Below are 19,473 nucleotides of genomic sequence, written 5' to 3'. Positions count from 1 at the left end.
CCTTTTATAGTCGTTGCCGGCACGCCGCAATGATCAGGCTTAAACTGCCTAGCGCTGCGGCCCAGCCGGCCAGTATCACCGGTCCCCAGCCCGGCGCAAGAATCCCTAAGGTCCCTTGGGGCAGCAGAGTCGCTGCAGGGTCCAGGTACGGAAACGGTGCCCACGGACCAAGCTGAAGTGTTGGACCAAACACGCACAGCGCCGCGAGCAGCAGTAACACCACGAAGTAATTGCGGATAAACTGCTGCAGCAAACTGTTGACGGCCGCCATAAAGGCTAACAGCGCCAAGATGTTGAGCAGAAACAACAGCACGAACCGGCCGGCCGTCATGACTTGGATGGCCTGACCCGCCGGCGCGAAGGCCAGCGGATAGCGCGCATCCCCAAAGCCACTGGTGAGCACAGGAATCACCAGTGCCAGTGCGAACACCGCAATCGTGGTGGCAGCAGCAATCACCCAAAACACGAGCTGCTTGGCCAAAAGGATTGTCCCCTGCCGCACCGGCACCAGCGCCGTGAACTCGCCGACGCGGCTTCGCTTATCCCAAATCAGGTAATAGCTGCTCCACACCGCGACAAACAGCAGTAGCCAAAGTGCGGGCACCCCGCGTTGGAGCGTGCGCGCAAGGGCCAGGCTAGCCGGCAGATTAGTCGCGGCCGGCGGCATAAAGACCTGATGGCGCTCGATCAAGATTTTTAGCACCACATCGTCTTCTCGGACCGGCAGTACGTCCATCGGTGTGCCGCCACTATCCACATAGACCCGGCCGGCGTTGATCTGCGCCACCATCGAGCGGCGCAGGCGGTACATCAGCTGGGTGAGGCGCCATGGCGACGCCTGATTCTCAATGGCCGAGGTCAGATCGTATAGCTGGTCTTGTTCCTTGCGCAGGTCCTCCTGATTCGGCCGGGCCCCTTTTGCATCGGCTTTGTCCGGAGCCTTCTTCTGAAGCTTAGCATCCGCCTTCATCAGTTCTTGGAGTGCCGGCACTTCCGCGTCGTAACCGCTGCTCGGCGCCAGGCGCGCGGTGTTGGGCCACATGAGAAGCAAGGCGAACACGAGCGCGAAGCCCAGCCAGCCCCAGTCGCGCACCACGCGCAGCCACTCGAAGCGAATTTGTCGTTTCACTGGTCCTGCCCCCTTGGATGCCACTTTAACCGCAGCCAGCACAGCCCTAACAGCCCGGCTGTCCAGCCCAATAACACCGCGATCCCGCCGCCAACTGAAAGCTGAGGCCAGCTCGCATCGCGAAGCAAGAGCGGCGCCGGCTGCCAGTGAATCAGCGGCACGATCAACACCAAAAAGCCCAGCAACAGGCCGACCAGCCCCAGCTGCCAAGGTTGTCTTTTCCATTCCAGCCCCACGTTGTTTGCCATCGCACGTCCCCCGTTGACCCGGCACCCAATAATAAGAATTTTTCTCATTATACAACGGATAACTAATCTTTTGCTCATTTTTGTCAAATAATTAAGCACTTTCGTTCCTGCGCACAAAAAAACGCCACCGCGAACGGTGACGCCTGAATGAAGCAGCTAACGGTTAAACCTCGTGACGCTCGAACGGATCATCGGAGATGCCGCGGCTGAGAATCAGCTTCGCCCATTCCTTGGCGGAAAAGAGGCTGTGGTCCTTGTAGTTGCCGCAGGACTTGATGGTCGTGCCTGGCACGTCATCCCAGGTGATGTCATTGGCGATGGCTTCAAGACTCGACTTCAGCGCCTTGGCCACTTCGGTCGTGCTGTGCTCGCCCCAGGTGATCAAATGGAACCCGGTGCGGCAGCCGAACGGTGAGCAGTCGATGACGCCATCCATGCGGTCGCGCAGCAGGCTGGCCAGCAAGTGCTCGATGGTGTGCAGACCCGCGGTGTCAATCGCGGCCGTGTTTGGCTGCACCAGGCGCAGATCGTAATTGGAAATGGTGTCCCCTTTTTGCCCGTGTTCCTCAGTGATCAACCGGACGTATGGTGCCTTAACTTTCGTGTGATCCAATGTGAAACTTTCAACTTTAGCCATAGCTAGTGCCTCCTAAAAAATTTAAATGCCAAACTGCCGAAACTGATGCCGACGCAGAGCCGGTGAGTTGATCTTCACACATTGCGAGAAAAAAACGCCCCTTGGCTTAGCCGTTAACCTAAGCCAAGGGGCGTTTGCGCGCGGTGCCACCCTTGTTTGCGGAATGCTCCGCCTCTTGAGTACCAGTTGATACCCGGCAAGGTAACGGTTGCGCCCGGTCCAGCGGCGTGAACCGCTGAACAGCTATTTGGAGCTCATCTTCACCGACTCGTTGCGCGCCCTTTCTCACCAGCCGGGTTCTCTTTAGCGCTTGATTTCGGTTACTCTTCTCCGCAAAGCACGTGAATGAAAATCAACTATGTGGCTATCCTAATTTCTTTTCTTCATCGTGTCAACGGCATTTTCCAGCTGCGCCGCCACTTTCTCCGCCTGCTTGCGGGCCTGCATCCGCATCACGGCGGCCGCGACCGACATGCCGATGCCAATCAGCAAAATCAACCCGGCCACAATGCGCCAGGTGGGCGTGACGGCGGCCTGGATCTGCTCGACCACGATCTGGCTGACCCCGCCGAGCCTGATGTACTGCGCCAGCGCTGGAATCGACACGACCAGCGCGCCCAGGCCGGCGAGAATCGCGATGCTGTAAGTGAGCCGGCCGGTCACGCGCAGCCACCGCTCCCAGGAGTGCGCGCAAACGCGCATCACGGCCAGCACGATGACACCAAGGATGGCGCCGACGATCGCGGCCGTCTGGCAGATCAGCACCATCATCGGGTAGGCGATGCCGATGCCGTGCAGCATCATGGTGTCCAGGATCACCTCGTTGTAGTGTGCCGCGATGGCCTTTTCGACCGACACGCGCACCTCACCGGAGTAATTGGGGTCAATGGCCTTGGCGGCAGCCGCCAGCCGCGAATTCAGCGGCTTCAGCAGCGGCTTCAACGTCATGTGGCTGGGGTCGGTTTTGCTGATGTAAGCTTGGTCGACCCACTTGCTTCGCTGCGGCACGTCGCCAAAATTGGCGCTGATGGCAATGCCGGTCGCCACCCCGCGTCTGAGCGCCTGCGGGTCAATGAGCTCAGTCGTTGGCGGCAGCGTCACACCGGCCTTGGCTGTCTGGCGCAAGGCGCTGTTGTTCAACGTTTGCTGCAGGTTGGTCAAACTCTGAGGGTTGGTGACCGTCTGGATCATTTGATCCGTGTTGCCAAACGTGATTGCGAACCCGAAGCCCACGCCAAAAATGACCAGGATCACGCAGTAGATTAAGCCAAAAACCATCAGCCAGCCGCGGCTGACCGCCGTGTATCGAGTCCTTGCCATAAGTTTTCCTCCACGGCTATTATACCGAAGTTCGCCGACCAATGTCGGACCATATGTAGTGGCTCATCGCAAAAACGCTACTACCGGTTGCGGGTGGTTCGTGTTACATTAGACCCAGAACCTGTCAGAAAAGGAGCCCTCACCGTGATCAATTTGTTATACATATCCATCTCAGGCAACACCCGCGCGTTCGCCGAGCACCTCGCTGAATACGCCAAGGCCCAGCACCAGGCAAACGTCGAGCAGCCGCTGATTCATCTGGAAGAGGTGTCGGATGCCACCCAAAACGAAGGCGAGACTGCGCCGTATTTCGTCATGATCCCCACTTACCTGGACGGCGGCAACGGCATCGACAACGGCTTTCACGAGCTGATGACCACCGCGATGGGCGACTACCTGCGCGAACCCGGCAACGCCGAATGGTGCCGCGGCATCATCGGCTCCGGCAACCGCAACTTCAACGAGCAGTACTGCCTGACGGCCAAGGAATACTGCAAGGAATTCAATGTGCCATTTTTGGCTGACTACGAGCTGCGCGGCACAGCCAAAGACGCCAGCCGCATTTACGACATTTTGGTGAAAGTCAACCAGGCCTAACGCCAGTGGGCGTTGAACCAGCCTACCACGCGGTGTTGGTAACGGTTTGGCTGCAGCTTAAGACTCTGGGCATGCCCGGCTTTGGGCACAATCCAGAGCTTTTTTTCGCTGTGGTCTGCGGCGTACTCGCGGTGCACCATGCTGGTTGGCACAAAGGCGTCCTTGGCCCCGTGGATGAACAGGAGCGGTCTGGTGTTGTGATTCAGCGCAACAATCGTCGACGCGGCAAACACGTTGTAGTGGGCCTTGAGGCTGGCCGTCAGGGCCACCGCCGGGATCAGCGGGTAACGCGGCAATGAAAACAACGCCTGGCCCTGGGCGGCCAGTTCATCCATGATGCTGGTGTAGCCGCAGTCCTCAACAATCGAAACCACCTGCTTGGGCAGTTTTTCGCCGCTCAGGTACATCACTGTGGCCCCGCCCATCGAGACGCCATACAACCCAATCTGACTGGTGGGCCCGACGCGCCGGATCACTTGTTGAAGCCACTTGAGGTAATCCAACCGGTCCGCGTAGCCGTAGCCAATGTAGTTGCCTTGGGACTGGCCGTGGCCGCGGTCATCCGGGGCTAGGACGTTAAAGCCGGCCTCGTGGAAAAATTTGATTTGCCGGGCCATGTCTTCTTTGGTGTTCATGTAGCCATGCGCGACCACGATCGTTTTGGGGGTGTCATGCGAAGCCGGCACCCAGTCGGCGACCAGCCGCAAGTTGGCCCCGGCCGCCTGCTCGTGCCAGGTCTCCTTGGGCACTGTTTTCAGCCAGGCCTGCGCTTTGCGGACCGCCGGCTCGGTCGTGCTGCTGAGGAAGGTCTTGTGGCTCGGCACAAAAGCATAATTGTAGAAGTACAAGGACGCGCCGGCGATGGCCGCCACGATGACCATCCCGAGGCCGCTCAACAGAATTGTCCATTTGCGTTTCATGAGGTTCTCCAATCAATTAAATTTTCAGGCGTTAATGGTTGGCGCGCAATGCAATATAGGTTAGACTTATGGTAATGATACGGAGGAGGCACCGACCCATGAACGAAAAAGCGTTACGCGCTGGCTTTATCGATATCTATTTCAGCCTGATCAAACACGTTGAAGCAGATCTTTCCCGCCCGCTGGAAGACTTTAAGCTATCGTTTGAACAATACCAGATAATGACCGACCTCGCCAGTAATGAGGCCACCACGCTGACTGACATCGTCAAGCGCCGCAAGGTCACTAAACCCGCGATTGCCCGCCAGCTGCGTGTGCTGCGCGACTTGGGTTACGTGTCCCAGACGACGGCCAAGGACGACCGCCGGCGCCGCTTGCTGCAGCTCACCCCGCTCGGTAAGCGCGTCGAGGCTGAGGCCATCAAAGCCTCGAACGCCGCCTTTGACCAATGGGTTCAGATCCTTGGCAAGGATAAGCTGCTGGCCCTGCTAAATATGTTGCAAGACGCTGAAGATCAACTTCACCAGGCACAAACCCCGCGCTGATTGCCCTGCCTGCGGCCCCGCTCACCGGCGGGGCCTTTTTGCGCAAGGGCATAAAAAAACACCGCGGCCAAAATGCGGTGGCGGTGTCAAAGCGGATGCGTGTTTAAGTTTAGTACCAGCCGTATGCGTTCGAGTGCGCCAGGGCCTTGGACCAGCTGCCGTAGCGGCTGGAGACGTACTGATCGGCGACGCGTTCCTGGTTGGCGGCGGAGTAATCGCCGTGCAGATAGGAATTGGTCAGTTGGTACTTGCCGATGTACTGGCTGTTGCGGGCGCTGTAGGAACCGCCTGATTCGCGCTGGGCGATGGCAGCCTTCGCGGCGGCCTCATTGCCAGAGGCGCTGCTGGTGTAGCTGGTCGTGGTCCGCGGCGCGCTGTAACTCTTCGGCGCCGTGTAGCTGCGGGCCTGCGGCTGAGCGCTAGTCTGCGCTGCGGTTTGGGTAGGCGTGGTGGCCGGTGCGGCGGAGCCGGTGAGCTTCAGGACCTGGCCAACCGCGATCAGGTTAGGGTTAGTAATGTTGTTCAGAGAAGCCAGGGTCGCCTGGCTGACGCCGGTGGTCTTGGCAATGTCTGAAAGCGTATCGCCAGCTTTGACGGTGTAAGTCGTCGGGGCGGCAGGCTTAGCAGCTGCTTCAGTCACCTTCAGAATCTGCCCGACGTGGATGAGATTCTTATTGGCCAAGTTGTTGGCAACGGCCAGCTTGTCGGCGTTCGTGTTGATAGCTGCGGCAATCGCAGACAGAGTATCACCCGCTTTAACCACGTACTCGTCTGTGGTAGCAGCATCGGTCGTGGTGGTGGTGTGACCCATGACCACTGCCGTGCTTAAGGCTGCTGCCGTTGTGAAGAGCCATGCTAAATGTGAGTTTTTGATAATTATTCACTCCTAAGTTTTGTCCAGTATCAATTCAACACTCACCATGTTAACGATTGAAGGTCACAGGGATACCACAGCCACGTTACGAATCATGGAAAATTTGTATTATTGTCATGAAAATGTCGCATAACTGAGGCAAAATTCACTTTTTAGGCATAAAACCGCGCCTGGCGATCGCTCACCAGACGCGGTTGCTCACTTTTTACAACAATGACGCGACGCCGCGCGGCAACTCTCCCGGCGCGTCGATGACGGCCGTGGCGTGCGCCTTGGCCAGCTCGGCCGCATCGCCGAAGCCGTACGTAACCCCGAGGGTCTTGACGTGGTTGTTCGCCCCGCCGATCATGTCGGTGTCGCGGTCGCCGATCATCAGCGCCTGCTGCGGGTCGGCGCCGCTTTCTTTCAGCGCGTATTCCAGCACCGCCGTTTTCGACGAGCGCACCCGCTCGTCCATGGTGGCGCCGTAGAGCCCGGTGAAGTAGCGGTTCAGCCCGAAGCGCTCGGCAATTTGAACCACCATCGGTTCGGGCTTGGCTGAGGCGATGTTCAGCGAATACCCCGCCCGCATCAGCCGGTCCAGGGCCTCTAGAATGCCGGGATACAGGCTCTGCTGGAAGATTCCCGTGGCCAGGTAGAACTCGTGGTAGTACTGAATGGTTTGGTCGACCTCGGCCTCGGACAGCGCCGGGTAATACTTGTTAAGGCTGCTGCCAAGCGACGGACCGATGAACTGCCGGTAGGTGTCATCATCGAGCAGCGGCAGGTGCTGCTTTTGGATCATGTAGTGAATGCTGTTGATGATTCCCTCTTGGGAATCGGCGATGGTGCCATCTAGGTCAAAAAACAGAGTCTTCAAGCTTTCTCCTCCAGTGCGCGGTGGCGGTTCAGGGCGTCCTTCAACATGAACGGAGCGATCAGCGTGGTCAAAATAATCACAATGATGACGCTGGAATAAAAATCACGGTGCAGCAGGTTCGCATCAAACCCGATCTGGGCGACGATCAGTGCCATTTCGCCGCGGCTGACCATGCCGGCGCCGATGATGTTGGCCTCGTGCCAAGACATTCCCGACAGCTTAGCCCCGGCACCGCAGCCGATCCACTTGGTGAGCAGCGCCAGCACCGTCATGATGACGATGAACCAGAAGTCGCGGCCGATACTGTCCAGGCGCATGTTCATGCCGATCGAGACAAAGAACACAGGAATGAACACCGCGTAGCCAATTGACTCAAGCGCCTTGTCCACCTCTGCGCGGTACTTGGTTTCGCTGACGGCCACTCCAGCAAAGAACGCGCCGATCACCGCTGACAGGCCGAACAGGTCGGCCAAGTACGCCATCCCCAGGCACAGCAGCAGTGACCCGATCGTCACCGAGGAACTTGGCAGCAGCCGCTCGGCCATGTGCATGACAAACGGCGCGAGCCACTTAACCACCAGGAAAATCAGGCCAAAGTACGCGACCTCTTCCAGCAGGGTCAGCCACAGCGGCGCCGTGCTCGTTGCACTGCCGGTGCCGAACACGCTGACGGCCACGCTCAGGATGATCACCGTCAAAATGTCATCGACCACTGCGGCGCCCAGGATGGTCGCGCCGCTTTTGCTATCCAAGGCGTTAAGCTCCTTGAGCACCTCGACGGAAATGGATACCGACGTCGCGGCGTAGGTAATGCCCAGAAACGCGGCGGCCACAAACGAAAAGCCCCACAGCTCGGCAAAGGCAAAAATCGTCACCACCGGCACGATGACGCCGATCACCGCGACCAGCACCCCTGGCCGAAAATACTTTTTCAGCAGCGTCAGGTCGCTTTCCAGCCCGGCGATGAACATCAAAAGCACCACCCCGATCTCCGAAAACTCGGTGATCATGGTGCTGGGATGGAGCCAGTCGAGCACCGCGGGACCAAAAAGGATGCCGGCCAGCAGTTCGCCGATCACCGCGGGAATCCCGATTTGTAAACTAAAATGACTCAGCACCAGAGTGGCGAGCAAAATCAGCGCCAAAGTGCCCAAATAGGCCATATGTCCTCCTTACTGCAGCAGCAGCTGGTAGGCGTTGCGCTCCGGGACCGGCTCATCCAGATACACGATGCCCCGGTACGTGAAGCCGTTGCCCAAGATGACGTGCTGCATGATCTGATTCTGGGCGTGCGTGTCAATACGCAGGTCGCGGAACCCGCGGCCGTATGCTTCGGTGATCAGGTTCGACATGAAGAGCTTGCTCAGGTGCTGGCCGCGAATTTTCGCGGAGACAGCGAAGCGGTGGATCATCATGTACGGCGCGTTCCCCTGCCAACCGTCACCATCGATTTTACCGTAGAAGGGGTCCGGCCCTTCCAGCAAGCTGGCGTTGCCGGCCACCGCCCCATCGACGATCAGCAGGCGGTTGGTCTCTTTTTCGATGTCAGCTTCAACTGCTGGCTTATCCGGATAAGTCCCCTGCCACTGGTTGATGTGCTGGGCGTGCAGAAATGCGCGTGCGTCCTCAATAATGCCCATGATTGCCGGAATGTCTGCTGCTGTGCCTTTGCGTACGTATATTGTTGCCATGATGTACCTCCGCCCAAAATTGTAATAGTAGATTTATTGTCGCGCAAAATGGCCGGCTTGGCAATTTGTCTGCGTTGCTTGACGCCACAAAAAAGCCGCCAAATTGACGGCTTTGAATCACTATTCGGTTGGCAGCTCGTGGTGCGCCGCCATCAATTTCATCGGCGGTTTCGGGCCGTGATGGCGGCCGCAGTGCGGGCCGTGATGCGGCATCATTGCCCGCAGCTTGGCCTGCTTCGTGCGCTCTTTTTCCGCCTTCAGCTTCTGGTGGCCCAGGATCACTTGGGTGGTGCCGATGATCATCAGTGCGATCGGCACCACATGAATAACGGCCAGCGGGATCACCAGATCAGGATTCTCTTTGATCGTGTTATCAAACGTGTGCAACGGTTCTGACGCGGTATCTGCAATTTGTTTCACGAGTGCCTTCGTGTCCTTGAACATGTGCATCGCCTCCTGAGTCCATCATACCAATCTCGCCGGCAAATGTAACCGCTAACGGCTGACTATTTCACCCAGCCGAGTTAGCGATTCTGCGCTGCCAGCCACTCACCCAGGTGCTGGAAGTAATCGACCGGGTTGTCGAGCATCTGGCCGTGGCCGGCGTTGGGCGTGATGTGCAGCGTCGCGTGCGGAATGGACTTTTGCATGCGCTGCGCGGCGGCCAGCGGCATGGTCTCATGGCCGCCAAAGGTCAGGTACGTCGGCACGGTGATTTTGCCGATGTCCGCGCGCCGGTCCCAATCCTTCAGAGCGCCTACCATCACGAACTCGTTGTCGCCTTGGAAGTAGTTGTAAACCGGTGTGGCCATGGTCGAGATCAGGTGGCGCGGCTGCGGATCCGCGGCGTGGTGCAGGTAGTGCTCCCCCAGCTCGGCGACCAGCTGCTGGTACTTCGGGTCATCAAAGGCGTGCTCGGCTTCAATGTGCTTCATGTAGGCCACCTGTGCCGGCGAAAACATTTTCTCGCGAATCGCGTTGATGTTATCGATGTACTCGTCAAGGTTGTCGATCATCGAGCTGAGGATCAGGCCTTTCAAGTGCGCGCCGTACTTCAGCGCGTATTCGATGGCCAGCACCCCGCCCCAGCTTTGGCCCAGCAGGTAAAACTGGTCCAGGCCCAGCTGCTGACGGACTTCCTCGACCTCATCCACGTAATACGAAATGTTCAAGAACTTTGCGCGAATGGCCGGGTCGTCCCAGTCCGGCTGATCCGAGTACCACGAGCCCAGCTGGTCGTAGCGCGTGACCTGTACGCCGTACGGAGCAAGTTGCTCGGCGAAGTTTTCAAACACTTCGTTGGTGCCGCCGGGGCCGCCGTGCAGCGTCATCAACTGAATCTTCCCTTGCCCACGGGTCTGAGTCCACAGGTGATAGCCGTTGGCCAGGGTGACAAAATGGGTCCCATTTGGTGCTGTTTTCATCGTTATCAACTCCTATTGCATCAATTATGCACCTTTTGCCGCGCGATAAAAATATCTTAAGCAAGGGTCATTGCGCGTCCGCCGCGTGCCAATTCGTTAAAATAGAGAAAAAGGAAGGAAGTGGCGCAATGGCTTTTGAGCAAACACCCCTCACCGGGTTGACCAGCCAGCAAGTGACCAAAAAAATGGCCGCCGGCGAGCACAACACGAAACCCGTCAGCTTGACTCGCTCGCCCAGCGCCATTATCAAAAGCAACACGCTGACGCTGTTCAACTTCGTCAACTTGGCCCTGGGTGTGCTGATTGCCACCACTGGCAGCTACGCCAACCTGCTCTTTTTGTTTGTGGCGATCATCAACACCGCCATCGGCACCTTCCAGGAGCTGCGTGCCAAGCGGCAGCTCGACAAAATGACGATTCTGGCTGAAACCCCGGCACAGGTCATGCGCGATGGGCAACTGACCGCGGTGCCGCAAGAGAAAATTGTCCTGGGCGACCTGATTCAGCTGCACCGCGGCGACCAGATTCCCGTCGACGGCACGATCCGGCAAACCGCCGGCGCCGAGGTCGATGAAAGTCCCTTGACCGGCGAGGCCAACGCAATCGCTAAACATCCCGGCGACGCCTTGATGTCCGGCAGCTTCATCGTTGCCGGCCAGCTATTGATGCAGGCCACTGCAGTCGGCGCCGATACTTTTGCCGCAAAGATCACCGATTCTGCCAAGGCCGCCCGTCATCCCCAAAGCCAACTGCTCGCAACCATCAACCGCATCATCCAGATTCTGACCTACGTGCTGATTCCGCTGGGCGTCGTGTATTTCACCGTCGCTATGATCCGCCGCGGCAATTACAACCGGGCGATCCTGTCCACCGCCGCGGCGATGATCGGCATGATTCCCGAGGGCCTGGTGCTGCTGACGAACGTGGCGCTGGCGGTTTCGGCCATGAACCTAGGCCGCAAGCGCGTGCTGGTCAGCGCCCTGCCCGCCATTGAGGCGCTGGCCCGCGTCGACGTCTTGTGTCTGGACAAAACCGGTACCATCACGTCCGGCCAGTTGCGCGTGGCTGGAGTTTACCCCGAGCGGGGTGAAACCGAGGACACCGTCAGCCAGGCCGCCGTAGCCGTGACCTACGCGTTGAACGATGACAACGAAACGGCGCTGGCCATCAAGCAAGCCTGGCCGCAAACACCTAGTGTGACCACTCTCAGCACGGTGCCGTTTTCGTCGGCGCGCAAGTGGTCCGGGGCCACGTTCGCCGACGGTCATAGCCTGCTGATGGGCGCGCCGGAATTTATTTTTGGCGCCAGCCTCCCAGAAACCAGCCGGCAGCGGATCCAGCAAGCGACCCGGGCCGGTTTCCGCGTCCTGGCCGTGGCGGCCACGGACCGCGGCCTGACCACCCCGCTGCAAGCCGTGCGCCTGCTAGGCTTTATCACCATCGCCGATGAGGTCCGCCCCGCGGCAGCCGAAACCCTGGCCTTCTTCGGCACACAGGACGTGACGTTGAAGGTGATTTCCGGTGACAATCCCCTGACCGTCGCCAATGTGGCGCAGCAGGCGGCGCTGCCGCATGCCGACCAGGCCATCGACATGAGCACCGTGGCCGATGACGCCGACTTTAACGCCTTGGCCGAGCGCTACACCGTCTTTGGCCGCGTCACCCCGCCACAGAAGAAGCAACTGATTGCGGCACTTCAACAAAATGGCCACACGGTCGCGATGACCGGCGACGGCGTCAATGACGTCCCGGCGCTGCGCCAGTCCGACTGTGCGATTGCGATGGCGAGCGGCGCCGAGGCCGCCAAGTCGATTGCCGACTTCACGCTGCTGGATTCGAACTTTGACGCGATGACTGGGGTACTGAATGAAGGCCGCCGCGTCATCAACAACATTGAGCGTGTGGCGTCGATGTACCTGATTAAAACGATTTTTTCGGTCATCCTCACCGCGATTTTTGTCTTCCTGCCGCTGGATTACCCCATCACGCCGATCAACCTGACGCCGGTGTCAGCGATCTGCGTGGCCATTCCGTCGTTCTTCCTGACGCTTGAGCCCAACTTCACCCGCGTGACTGGCCGTTTTCTGCAAAAAGTTATGATAATCGCCGCGCCCGCCGCCTTGGCCATCGTGATTTACACGTTGCTGCTGACGCGGTTCGAGTATGTGTTCAACTGGTCGTTTGCCCTGACCTCGACACTGGTCGTCTTCATGATCGGCGTCATCGAATACCACGTGGTGCTGCTGGTCTCGCGGCCGTTCAACCGGTACAAGGCGGCCATGGTCCTGCTGGTCGCCATCATGTTCTTCCTGACCTTCTTTGTGGTCAATCGCGTATTCGCGCTGGCGAACCTGTGGGACTGGGGCCGGGCGCTGTTTTACCTGCCGCTGCTGGCGTCCAGCGTGCCGGTCTACCTGCTGCTTCAGGAATTTCTCGGGCGGCGTATCTTGTCTAAAATCAACTGGCGCTTCTAGCACGCAAAAGGCCGGTGCAAAATTGCACCGGCCTTTGGTTTATCCTAAGCATTGGGATTTGCCACGATCAGCACGTCGCACGGCGCGTTTTCGGTGACGAAGCTGGCCACCGACCCGATAAACATGCGCGACGTCAGCCGCTTGCTGGAGCGGCCGAGGATGATCAAACTGCTGTCATAATCCTTGGGCGCGTCAAGCGCGACCACGGTGCGCGGATTGCCGAAGCGCAGGTGGGTGCGCACTTCAATGCCCCGCGCCCGCAGCGGCTTGGCCTGCTCTTCCAGCTCGATTTCCGCCCGCGTTTCGGCGTTGTACAAAATCGTGCCGTCCACGTCCGGTTGCTGGGCAAAGCCGACCTGATAGCTGCGGGTATCAATCACGTACAGCAGGTCGATGCTGGCGTCGTCCATCTCGGTGATCGCCACCGCCTTTTCCAGCGCCGCAGCGCCGGCGGCAGAGCCATCAAACGCCACTAAGATTCGGTCTTTTGTCATCTGGACCACTCCCTTCCCCTTATTTGTACCATATCCAGGCGTTATGGCGGGAACAATAGGGGCCGGCGTCACATTAATTTTGGCCGCAAAAAGCCGCCGCCTGGAGTCCAGGCAGCGGCGCGCCGTTTAAAAGTAGCGGCTGTGGTTGAAAAAGTTGAGCTTGGCGACCACGGTGTTGGCGTCGGTGTACGGCTGCGGCACCACGAACAACCCCAGGGCATCCAGGTGCTTGTGCACATTGTTGGTCACGGCGATTTCCAGCTCTGCGGGATCCAGGTGCGGCGCCGTTTTGGCAGCGATGGTCATCAGCTCGTCCAAGTCGATGGTGATGGTGTCGACGAAATGGTCATTCAACTGAGCGTAAAGGGCTGCGACCTGCGCGTCCACATAATCGGTGACGGCCTTGAACAAATCGGCGTTTTTTGCCTTCAGGTTGTAGTAGCGAGTCACTAGTTGGTTGTTATCAATTGTCATGAATTGCCTCCGGATATTGTTTGTTTAAGTGTACCAAACTTTTTCCGGTTCTGCCGGATTCTTCCCGCGTGCCCCACCAATTAGTGAGCTGCCTCAAATCACACCGCTTGCCTCCAGTCTGGCCACCTCGTCCAGCAGCGGTCGAACCACGGCCATGCCCCCGGCTGGCGGCTTGGCCTTGAGCTTGCGTTTTTGCGAGTAGTACGGCAGCTTGATCCGCAGCGGCATGCTGGCCGGATCCATTTCGCCGTCAAAGTAAAAGAGCTGCGGCTGCGTGCGGCAGGTGCGAAACGTGTGCTGGCGCAGCGCCTGCAAATCGATTTGCTCAGGCGGCAGTAGGCCCGTGCCAAATACGATCAGCTGATGCGGCAGCGCCAACTGGTACTGCTGATAGAAGGGCCGAAAGCCGGTCACGCCGCCGCGCTTGGTGGCGTGCGGCCGTAAATCACCAGGCGCGTGTGGATCAAGTCGTCTGGCGTGACAAACGCCACATCTAACACTTCACAATGCAGCACTCGCGCGATCCACAGCGCGTAACCCTGTGTGAATCCAGTCTGCGATGAATAGATAACGACAGTTTGGCCCATGATGCCCCCTCCTTATCAGATTACCCACTGGTACAGGATAATTGTAGCAAGACGCCTTGCCCAGCGGCCAGTGGCAAGGCCTGCCAAACCGCGAGGGATATGCTACACTGAACGTAGATTGCAAAAGGAGGCTACATCATGCAAATCACTCGTCATGGCGAAGCACAAGAGACTAACGGCCAGCCGCCATTGATTGGCCACGAACTGCCTGCATTTAACGTGACCACTGCCGACCAGACGCCGTTTGACCAGTCCCACCTAAAGGGCCGCTACAGCCTGATCTCGGTGGTGCCAGACATTGACACGCGCGTCTGCAGCATTTCCACCAAAAACTTTAACCAAGCCGCCGACCGGTTCGACGGGATCAACTTTTACACCATCTCCACCAACACCTTGGACCAGCAAAAGCACTGGTGCGCCAATGAAGGCGTGAAAAACATGCGCCTGCTGTCCGACGCCGATGCCAGCTTTGGCAAGGCCATGGGGCTTTACCTGGCAGCCAACAACACGGACGCCCGCAGCGTCTGGATCACTGACCCGGACGGCAAAATCGTCTACCGTGAGCTGATCACCGAACAAACGAATGAACCTGACTACGACAGTGCCCTGGCCTACCTGGAAACTCACGCCAAGCACTAACCCATCCAAAAAGCTGCTGTGCAACGCATTTGCACAGCAGCTTTTTATATCCCCTGTAACGCATTCAACTGCGCGACCATGCGATCAACCGCCGGCTGAGTGGCCGCTCGGTCCTTCAACAGGTAACGCGCCTGAGCCACGAGCAAACGACTTGCCGGCGCCTCATCCTGGCTGTGGGCCGCGATGGCCGCTTCCAGATTGCTGCGGTCAACGCGCGGAAACACGCCGACCAACAGCCGCTGCGCCTCGTCGACTAAGGCGGCGAGCGCCGCATCACTGAACCTGATCATCTGCGGCATCACCGCCGCCACGCGCGCCTGGACAAACTGGCGGGTCAGCCGGGCCTCAACCGCCGCGTCCGCCGCCTGCCCATGAAGCAGGTTGTCACTCAGCCGGCTCAGCGTCTCGATGGCGTCATCGCGCCGCGCAAAGTAGGCGTGGTAAGGCTTGAGATCAAGTGGCGGGCAAAGTGCCCGCCGCGGCCGGGCGCTGCCGATCAGCTCGGCCACCTGGGCCTGCACCTGCGGGCCAAAGAGTTGTGCCGCCGGCACGTCAGGCGTCGAATCGGTGCGCGGATCATCAAAGGTGGCCGTCGCATAATTGCGGTGAAGCAGCTGCAGCGCCCGTGCGGCCGCCATTGGGTCGCGTTTTTCAATGCTGGGCAACGCCGCCGCCAGCGTCGTGGTGTTCAGGTTCAGGTCGTACTGCGGCAGCGGCCGATTAATGGCCAGGTCCCAGGCCGCAAACTTCATCGTCCGGGCGCTGAAGGTGCAGTAATACGCCAGCCCCGCGCCATCGTAGCCGTTCTCGCTGAGGGCAAACGCGGGCAAGTCAATGCACGTCCCAAAATCGCGCGGGATGGCCTCGGCCACGCCAAAGCCGTTGTGAATATGCCCGGACAAAATGAAAGTATTCGGGTGCCGGCGCAGCACATCTTTGACAACGGCGTCCTGAATGCCAAAGCCACCGCCAAAATTACTGCGCCAGTGCGTATCGCGCAGCGGCTGATGGACCAGCACCAGATTCTTTTGGCCACCGTCCTCGCCGGCCTGCAGCTCCGCATCAAGCCAGGCCACCTGCTGGGCCGAGATGTAGGCGCCGTCCTTCAGCCCTTTTTCCGAGTTCATGACGATGAAGTGGTAATCGCCCAGGTCCACCGTGAAGTAAGGCTGCCAGGGCGTTGCGCCAGGCACGCGGCTCAGGTAGTGGGCCTGATACTCGGGCATCGTGACCGTGCGAAAGTATTGCGGATCGCTTTCCTGATCGTTGTCGAAGTCCAGCTCATGCGGCCCGCGCACATCGTGATTGCCCAGGCAGACGATCAGCTGGTCGGCCGGCACCTTTTCCAAAGAGGACCAGGCGTCCTGAAACTGCGCTGGGTCGCCCCAGTCCGTGACATCGCCCGCGATCACCACGGCCGCGTGCGGGTCGAGGCGGTGCATGTTGACCAGCGCATGGTGGAAGGCCGCCGTGGTGTGGCGAGTACTCCCCAGATGCAGATCAGATAAGATGAAAAGATGCAGACTGCCCAGATCCATCGGCGCAACACTCCTTTCTCGTGTTCACTGGCAATTGTTGACGAATCGCCAACTGGCCACATAAGTTTGTTAATGTCTAGGGTACACCCAAGGCCGGCATTGTGAAAGCCCATTCAAGAGGCAACTGACGATCACCGGATAAAAAAGACGCCCTCAGTTGCCTGAGTGCGCCTTCGTTGAACGATTTAGTTGAACGTGCCACTTACATCCCCTGGATCAGCAGCATGATGATCGGCACCACGATGACGAACAGCACCGTCGACAGTGTGACCACGTTGGTCGCGTATTCGACGTCGCCGTGCCCTTCCGTGGCCAAAATTGGCAGCACGGCAAGGCCAGGTGCGGAAGCCTGAACAATCAGCGTCTTCGCTTCAAGGCTTGGTACATGGAAGCCGGCCCTCAGCCCAATGGTGATCAGCGCGAAAATCAGCAGCGGTGCGACCACGAAGCGGCCGAGCAGTGCAACGACCGAGTCGCGGTCGAACTTGATGGTCTTGAACCCAGCCTTGGCCAGGATGATCCCGATGTAAATCAGAGACAGCGGGGTCACGAGGCTGCCGACATACGTCATCGCGTTGACGACGAAGCTCAGCCAGCCCACATTCACGAACGGAATGTTGAGCAGCAGGAAGACCAGCGCGACCAGGAAGCCAACCAAAGGTGCTGGCAGCAGCTTTTTCCAGTTGAAGCTGGCCTTGGTGCCGACCTCGCCGTTGATCTTGGTCGGGTCGTCCCAGCTCATCAAAAACGCGCCAAGCGTCCAGGTGGACACCGTGTTGACCACGTAGTACATCAGGAAGTACGCAGTCGCCTTGTCACCGAACAGCGCCATGTTGAGCGGCAGACCGATGAAAATGGTGTTGGCGTTGACGAACATGTTGATGAACGTCCCGCGCCGGCCCGGGCGCACCTTGAGCAGCTTGACCAGAATGAAGGCCACGATGTAGCCCAGCGCGACGGCGCCAAAGCCGTACACCAGCCCTGAGGACAGGCTGATAAGCTTGCTGCGGGTCAGCCGCTGCAGGACCTGGATGAAAATAGACGCCGGCAGCGCGACCTTCATCAGCAGGTTAGAGATGGTCTGGCCGAATTTTTCATCAAACCAGCCGTTGTGCTGGAGAATGTAGCCCAGCGCGATCATCAAAACAATGGTTAAAACACTTTCGATACTCGTGTATAAGGCAGTCACAATTAGTCCTCCACTTCTACATCGGTGAGGTCGCGGTATTCAGGGGTCCACTGCATGTCAGCGACCGCCTGTTTGACGTCAGGGATTGGTTCTTCGTTCAAGCCATCTTTGACCGCCTGAGTCGCCACTGCGATTGCGACCGTCTTGCTGAACTGATCCAGCTTGGAAACTGGCGGCAGCACGGCAGCGCCGGCCTTGTCAGGGTCGACCAGACCACCCAGGCTGTGGGCAGCGGCAGAGATCATCGCGTCAGACAGCAGCTTGCTGGTTGCGGCGATCGTGCCCAGACCAAGGCCTGGGTATACCAGGGCGTTGTTGGCCTGGCCGATGGCATAAGTGACGCCGTTGTACACGACATCAGCAGCCGGGATCCCGGTGGCAACTAAGGCGCGGCCGTCGGTCCACTTGATCAGATCCTCGGCTTTGGCCTCGGCCAGCTTGGTCGGGTTGGACAGTGGGAAGATGATCGGCCGGTCGGTGTGCGCGGCCATTTCGGCAACGATTGGCTGGGTGAAGCTGCCAGGCTGCGTGGAGGTGCCGACCAAAACGGTCGGGTGCACGGCCTTAACGGCAGCTTCCAGCGTCGTCAGGTCATCAGCGTTCGCAAATTCACTGCGGCTGCGAGCAAATGGCTTCTGCGCCGGGGTCAGCGTCTCGTCATCGTCAAAGAGCAGACCCTGCTTGTCGACCAAGTAGAAGTGCTTCTTGGCCTCGGCCGGCGCCATGCCCTGCTGCAGGAACTCGTCGTACACGCGCTGGGTGATGCCCGCGCCGGCAGTGCCGGCCCCAAAGCTCATGTACACCTGGTCGGTCAGCTTTTGCTTGGAGATGTTCATGGCCCCAAACAGCCCGGCCAGCACGATGATCCCGGTACCTTGAATGTCGTCGTTAAAGGTCGTGATTTGGTCCTTGTACTGATTGAGAATGTCGGCGGCGTTAGCGCGGCCGAAGTCTTCAAAGTGCAGGTACAGGTGTGGGAACAGCTTCTCGGCCGTCGCCACGAACTTGTCAACGAAGGCGTGATAGTGTTCGCCGTAAACACGCTCGTGCCGTACGCCGACGTAAAGGTCGTCATCCAGCAGTTCTTTGCGGGTAGTCCCGGCGTCCAGGACAACCGGCAGCACCTGACTTGGGTCGATGCCAGCAGCGCCGGTGTACACCATCAGCTTGCCGACCGCGATGTCGACGCCCTGCGTGCCCCAGTCGCCGATGCCCAGGATGCCTTCGCCGTCAGTCACGACGATCAGGCGAATGTCGCGGCCGTTGGCGCTGTGGCGCAACGCGGCTTCCATGTCATCCTGCGCGTCAATGCTCAGGTAGGTCGCGTTCTGCGGCTCAACGAAAATTGCGGAGTAGTTTTCAATGAAGTCGGCGATGGTTGGGTCGTAAACGATCGGCATGAATTCCACAATGTGCTCGGAGAACAGCTTGTAGAACAGCACATGGTTGACGTTGAACAGCTGCATCAAAAACTGGCGCTTGGCGAAGTCGGTCGGCTTGCTTTGAAGCTGGGCATAGGCCTGGGTCACCTGCTGATCCAAGGTTTGGATAGCACTTGGCAGCAGCCCGTTCAGACCGTACTTGGCGCGCTCCTCAGCGGTAAAAGCGGTGCCCTTGTTTAAAAATGGATCGTGAAGTAATTGCTCTGGTGTGTATTTCATGTGATGTGTCCTCCTATTTGATTACAGAGGTCACTTTACGCGGCATACAAAAATATAGTCAAACGCGGGCAATTTAATACGCTTTACTTATATGAGCAGGCTGACCACCGCTTTGCAGGTGGTCGAACCGAGCCTCACTTTCACGGCGAAAAATAAATTAAATAATTATTCGC

21 protein-coding genes and 1 pseudogene are annotated in these 19,473 nt (G+C 58.7%); 4 read left to right on the top strand and 18 right to left on the bottom strand.

From position 1 onward, the window contains the following. Nucleotides 1-4: 4 nt before the first annotated feature. The 4 genes from JUF21_RS03435 to JUF21_RS03420 all read right to left on the bottom strand — a co-directional run bounded on the left by JUF21_RS03435 (nucleotide 5) and on the right by JUF21_RS03420 (nucleotide 3,334). Complete coding sequence (locus tag JUF21_RS03435) at nucleotides 5-1,129, bottom strand: hypothetical protein (RefSeq protein ID WP_203623538.1); 1,125 nt, start codon at nucleotides 1,127-1,129, stop codon at nucleotides 5-7. Then, nucleotides 1,126-1,377, bottom strand: a complete 252-nt coding sequence (locus JUF21_RS03430; protein WP_203623539.1) for a hypothetical protein — start codon at nucleotides 1,375-1,377, stop codon at nucleotides 1,126-1,128. The genes JUF21_RS03435 and JUF21_RS03430 overlap by 4 nt, the downstream gene beginning before the upstream one ends. A 163-nt stretch (nucleotides 1,378-1,540) precedes the next feature. After that, entirely contained in the window at nucleotides 1,541-2,014 is a 474-nt protein-coding gene (locus tag JUF21_RS03425; RefSeq protein WP_125756070.1) for an S-ribosylhomocysteine lyase, read from the bottom strand. 369 nt (nucleotides 2,015-2,383) lie between these two features. Beyond that, nucleotides 2,384-3,334 (bottom strand): hypothetical protein, encoded by a 951-nt coding sequence (locus tag JUF21_RS03420; RefSeq protein WP_203663095.1) that lies wholly within the window; start codon nucleotides 3,332-3,334, stop codon nucleotides 2,384-2,386. A gap of 144 nt (nucleotides 3,335-3,478) precedes the next feature. Here JUF21_RS03420 and nrdI point away from each other — a divergent pair, with 144 nt between their 5' ends. Then, nucleotides 3,479-3,931, top strand: coding sequence for a class Ib ribonucleoside-diphosphate reductase assembly flavoprotein NrdI (gene nrdI / locus JUF21_RS03415; protein ID WP_191988014.1), 453 nt, complete (start codon nucleotides 3,479-3,481; stop codon nucleotides 3,929-3,931). Here the strand turns inward: nrdI and JUF21_RS03410 are convergent. Beyond that, nucleotides 3,928-4,851: an alpha/beta hydrolase gene (locus JUF21_RS03410; RefSeq protein ID WP_203623540.1), complete on the bottom strand. Its 924-nt coding sequence runs from the start codon at nucleotides 4,849-4,851 to the stop codon at nucleotides 3,928-3,930. The genes nrdI and JUF21_RS03410 overlap by 4 nt on opposite strands. A gap of 98 nt (nucleotides 4,852-4,949) precedes the next feature. On the opposite strand from JUF21_RS03410, the gene JUF21_RS03405 reads away from it, so the two are divergent. After that, nucleotides 4,950-5,396, top strand: coding sequence for a MarR family winged helix-turn-helix transcriptional regulator (locus JUF21_RS03405; RefSeq protein WP_203663093.1), 447 nt, complete (start codon nucleotides 4,950-4,952; stop codon nucleotides 5,394-5,396). Nucleotides 5,397-5,505: 109 nt separating this feature from the next. On the opposite strand, the gene JUF21_RS03400 is transcribed toward JUF21_RS03405, so the two are convergent. The 6 genes from JUF21_RS03400 to JUF21_RS03375 all read right to left on the bottom strand — a co-directional run bounded on the left by JUF21_RS03400 (nucleotide 5,506) and on the right by JUF21_RS03375 (nucleotide 10,244). Beyond that, nucleotides 5,506-6,207, bottom strand: a complete 702-nt coding sequence (locus JUF21_RS03400) for a LysM domain-containing protein (protein ID WP_239061424.1) — start codon at nucleotides 6,205-6,207, stop codon at nucleotides 5,506-5,508. Between the two features lie 268 nt (nucleotides 6,208-6,475). Beyond that, entirely contained in the window at nucleotides 6,476-7,129 is a 654-nt protein-coding gene (locus JUF21_RS03395) for an HAD hydrolase-like protein (protein ID WP_125756080.1), read from the bottom strand. Further along, a complete protein-coding gene (locus JUF21_RS03390; RefSeq protein WP_125756082.1) occupies nucleotides 7,126-8,292 on the bottom strand; it encodes a cation:proton antiporter in 1,167 nt (388 codons plus the stop codon). The genes JUF21_RS03395 and JUF21_RS03390 overlap by 4 nt, the downstream gene beginning before the upstream one ends. Nucleotides 8,293-8,301: 9 nt before the next feature. Next, nucleotides 8,302-8,820, bottom strand: a complete 519-nt coding sequence (locus JUF21_RS03385) for a GNAT family N-acetyltransferase (RefSeq protein ID WP_203623541.1) — start codon at nucleotides 8,818-8,820, stop codon at nucleotides 8,302-8,304. A 120-nt stretch (nucleotides 8,821-8,940) separates the two neighbouring features. After that, complete coding sequence (locus JUF21_RS03380; RefSeq protein ID WP_203623542.1) at nucleotides 8,941-9,264, bottom strand: hypothetical protein; 324 nt, start codon at nucleotides 9,262-9,264, stop codon at nucleotides 8,941-8,943. A gap of 80 nt (nucleotides 9,265-9,344) precedes the next feature. Then, nucleotides 9,345-10,244 (bottom strand): proline iminopeptidase-family hydrolase, encoded by a 900-nt coding sequence (locus JUF21_RS03375; RefSeq protein WP_125756088.1) that lies wholly within the window; start codon nucleotides 10,242-10,244, stop codon nucleotides 9,345-9,347. Between the two features lie 128 nt (nucleotides 10,245-10,372). Here JUF21_RS03375 and JUF21_RS03370 point away from each other — a divergent pair, with 128 nt between their 5' ends. After that, nucleotides 10,373-12,718, top strand: coding sequence for a cation-translocating P-type ATPase (locus tag JUF21_RS03370; RefSeq protein WP_203623543.1), 2,346 nt, complete (start codon nucleotides 10,373-10,375; stop codon nucleotides 12,716-12,718). A 44-nt stretch (nucleotides 12,719-12,762) separates the two neighbouring features. Here the strand turns inward: JUF21_RS03370 and JUF21_RS03365 are convergent, their stop codons facing one another. From JUF21_RS03365 to JUF21_RS03350, 4 genes are all read right to left on the bottom strand, one after another. Further along, nucleotides 12,763-13,212, bottom strand: a complete 450-nt coding sequence (locus JUF21_RS03365; protein WP_203623544.1) for a universal stress protein — start codon at nucleotides 13,210-13,212, stop codon at nucleotides 12,763-12,765. 126 nt (nucleotides 13,213-13,338) lie between these two features. Then, a complete protein-coding gene (locus JUF21_RS03360) occupies nucleotides 13,339-13,686 on the bottom strand; it encodes a hypothetical protein (RefSeq protein WP_203623545.1) in 348 nt (115 codons plus the stop codon). 93 nt (nucleotides 13,687-13,779) lie between these two features. After that, nucleotides 13,780-14,100, bottom strand: coding sequence for a hypothetical protein (locus JUF21_RS03355; RefSeq protein ID WP_203663091.1), 321 nt, complete (start codon nucleotides 14,098-14,100; stop codon nucleotides 13,780-13,782). Further along, nucleotides 14,097-14,273, bottom strand: coding sequence for a hypothetical protein (locus tag JUF21_RS03350; protein ID WP_203663089.1), 177 nt, complete (start codon nucleotides 14,271-14,273; stop codon nucleotides 14,097-14,099). The genes JUF21_RS03355 and JUF21_RS03350 overlap by 4 nt, the downstream gene beginning before the upstream one ends. A 138-nt stretch (nucleotides 14,274-14,411) precedes the next feature. Between JUF21_RS03350 and JUF21_RS03345 the strand changes: the two genes are divergently transcribed. Further along, nucleotides 14,412-14,912, top strand: coding sequence for a peroxiredoxin (locus JUF21_RS03345; protein ID WP_203623547.1), 501 nt, complete (start codon nucleotides 14,412-14,414; stop codon nucleotides 14,910-14,912). A gap of 44 nt (nucleotides 14,913-14,956) precedes the next feature. On the opposite strand, the gene JUF21_RS03340 is transcribed toward JUF21_RS03345, so the two are convergent. The 3 genes and pseudogenes from JUF21_RS03340 to JUF21_RS03330 form a co-directional block, all read right to left on the bottom strand. Then, nucleotides 14,957-16,450 carry a metallophosphoesterase gene (locus tag JUF21_RS03340; protein ID WP_203623548.1) on the bottom strand — a complete coding sequence of 498 codons (1,494 nt, stop codon included), beginning with the start codon at nucleotides 16,448-16,450 and terminating at the stop codon, nucleotides 14,957-14,959. A gap of 202 nt (nucleotides 16,451-16,652) precedes the next feature. Further along, the gene (locus tag JUF21_RS03335) at nucleotides 16,653-17,639 is read right to left on the bottom strand and encodes an AEC family transporter (RefSeq protein WP_125756102.1); all 987 of its coding nucleotides are present in this window, start codon (nucleotides 17,637-17,639) and stop codon (nucleotides 16,653-16,655) included. Nucleotides 17,640-17,641: 2 nt separating this feature from the next. Beyond that, nucleotides 17,642-19,303: pseudogene (locus JUF21_RS03330) on the bottom strand (malolactic enzyme); the annotation flags it as partial. Nucleotides 19,304-19,473 lie beyond the last annotated feature (170 nt).

The organism is Lacticaseibacillus sp. 53-4 (assembly GCF_016861805.1).
In the GTDB taxonomy this organism is placed as follows: Bacteria; Bacillota; Bacilli; order Lactobacillales; family Lactobacillaceae; genus Lacticaseibacillus.
The sequence above is the reverse complement of the archived record's forward strand: the minus strand, read 5'-3'. Positions and strand labels throughout refer to the sequence as shown.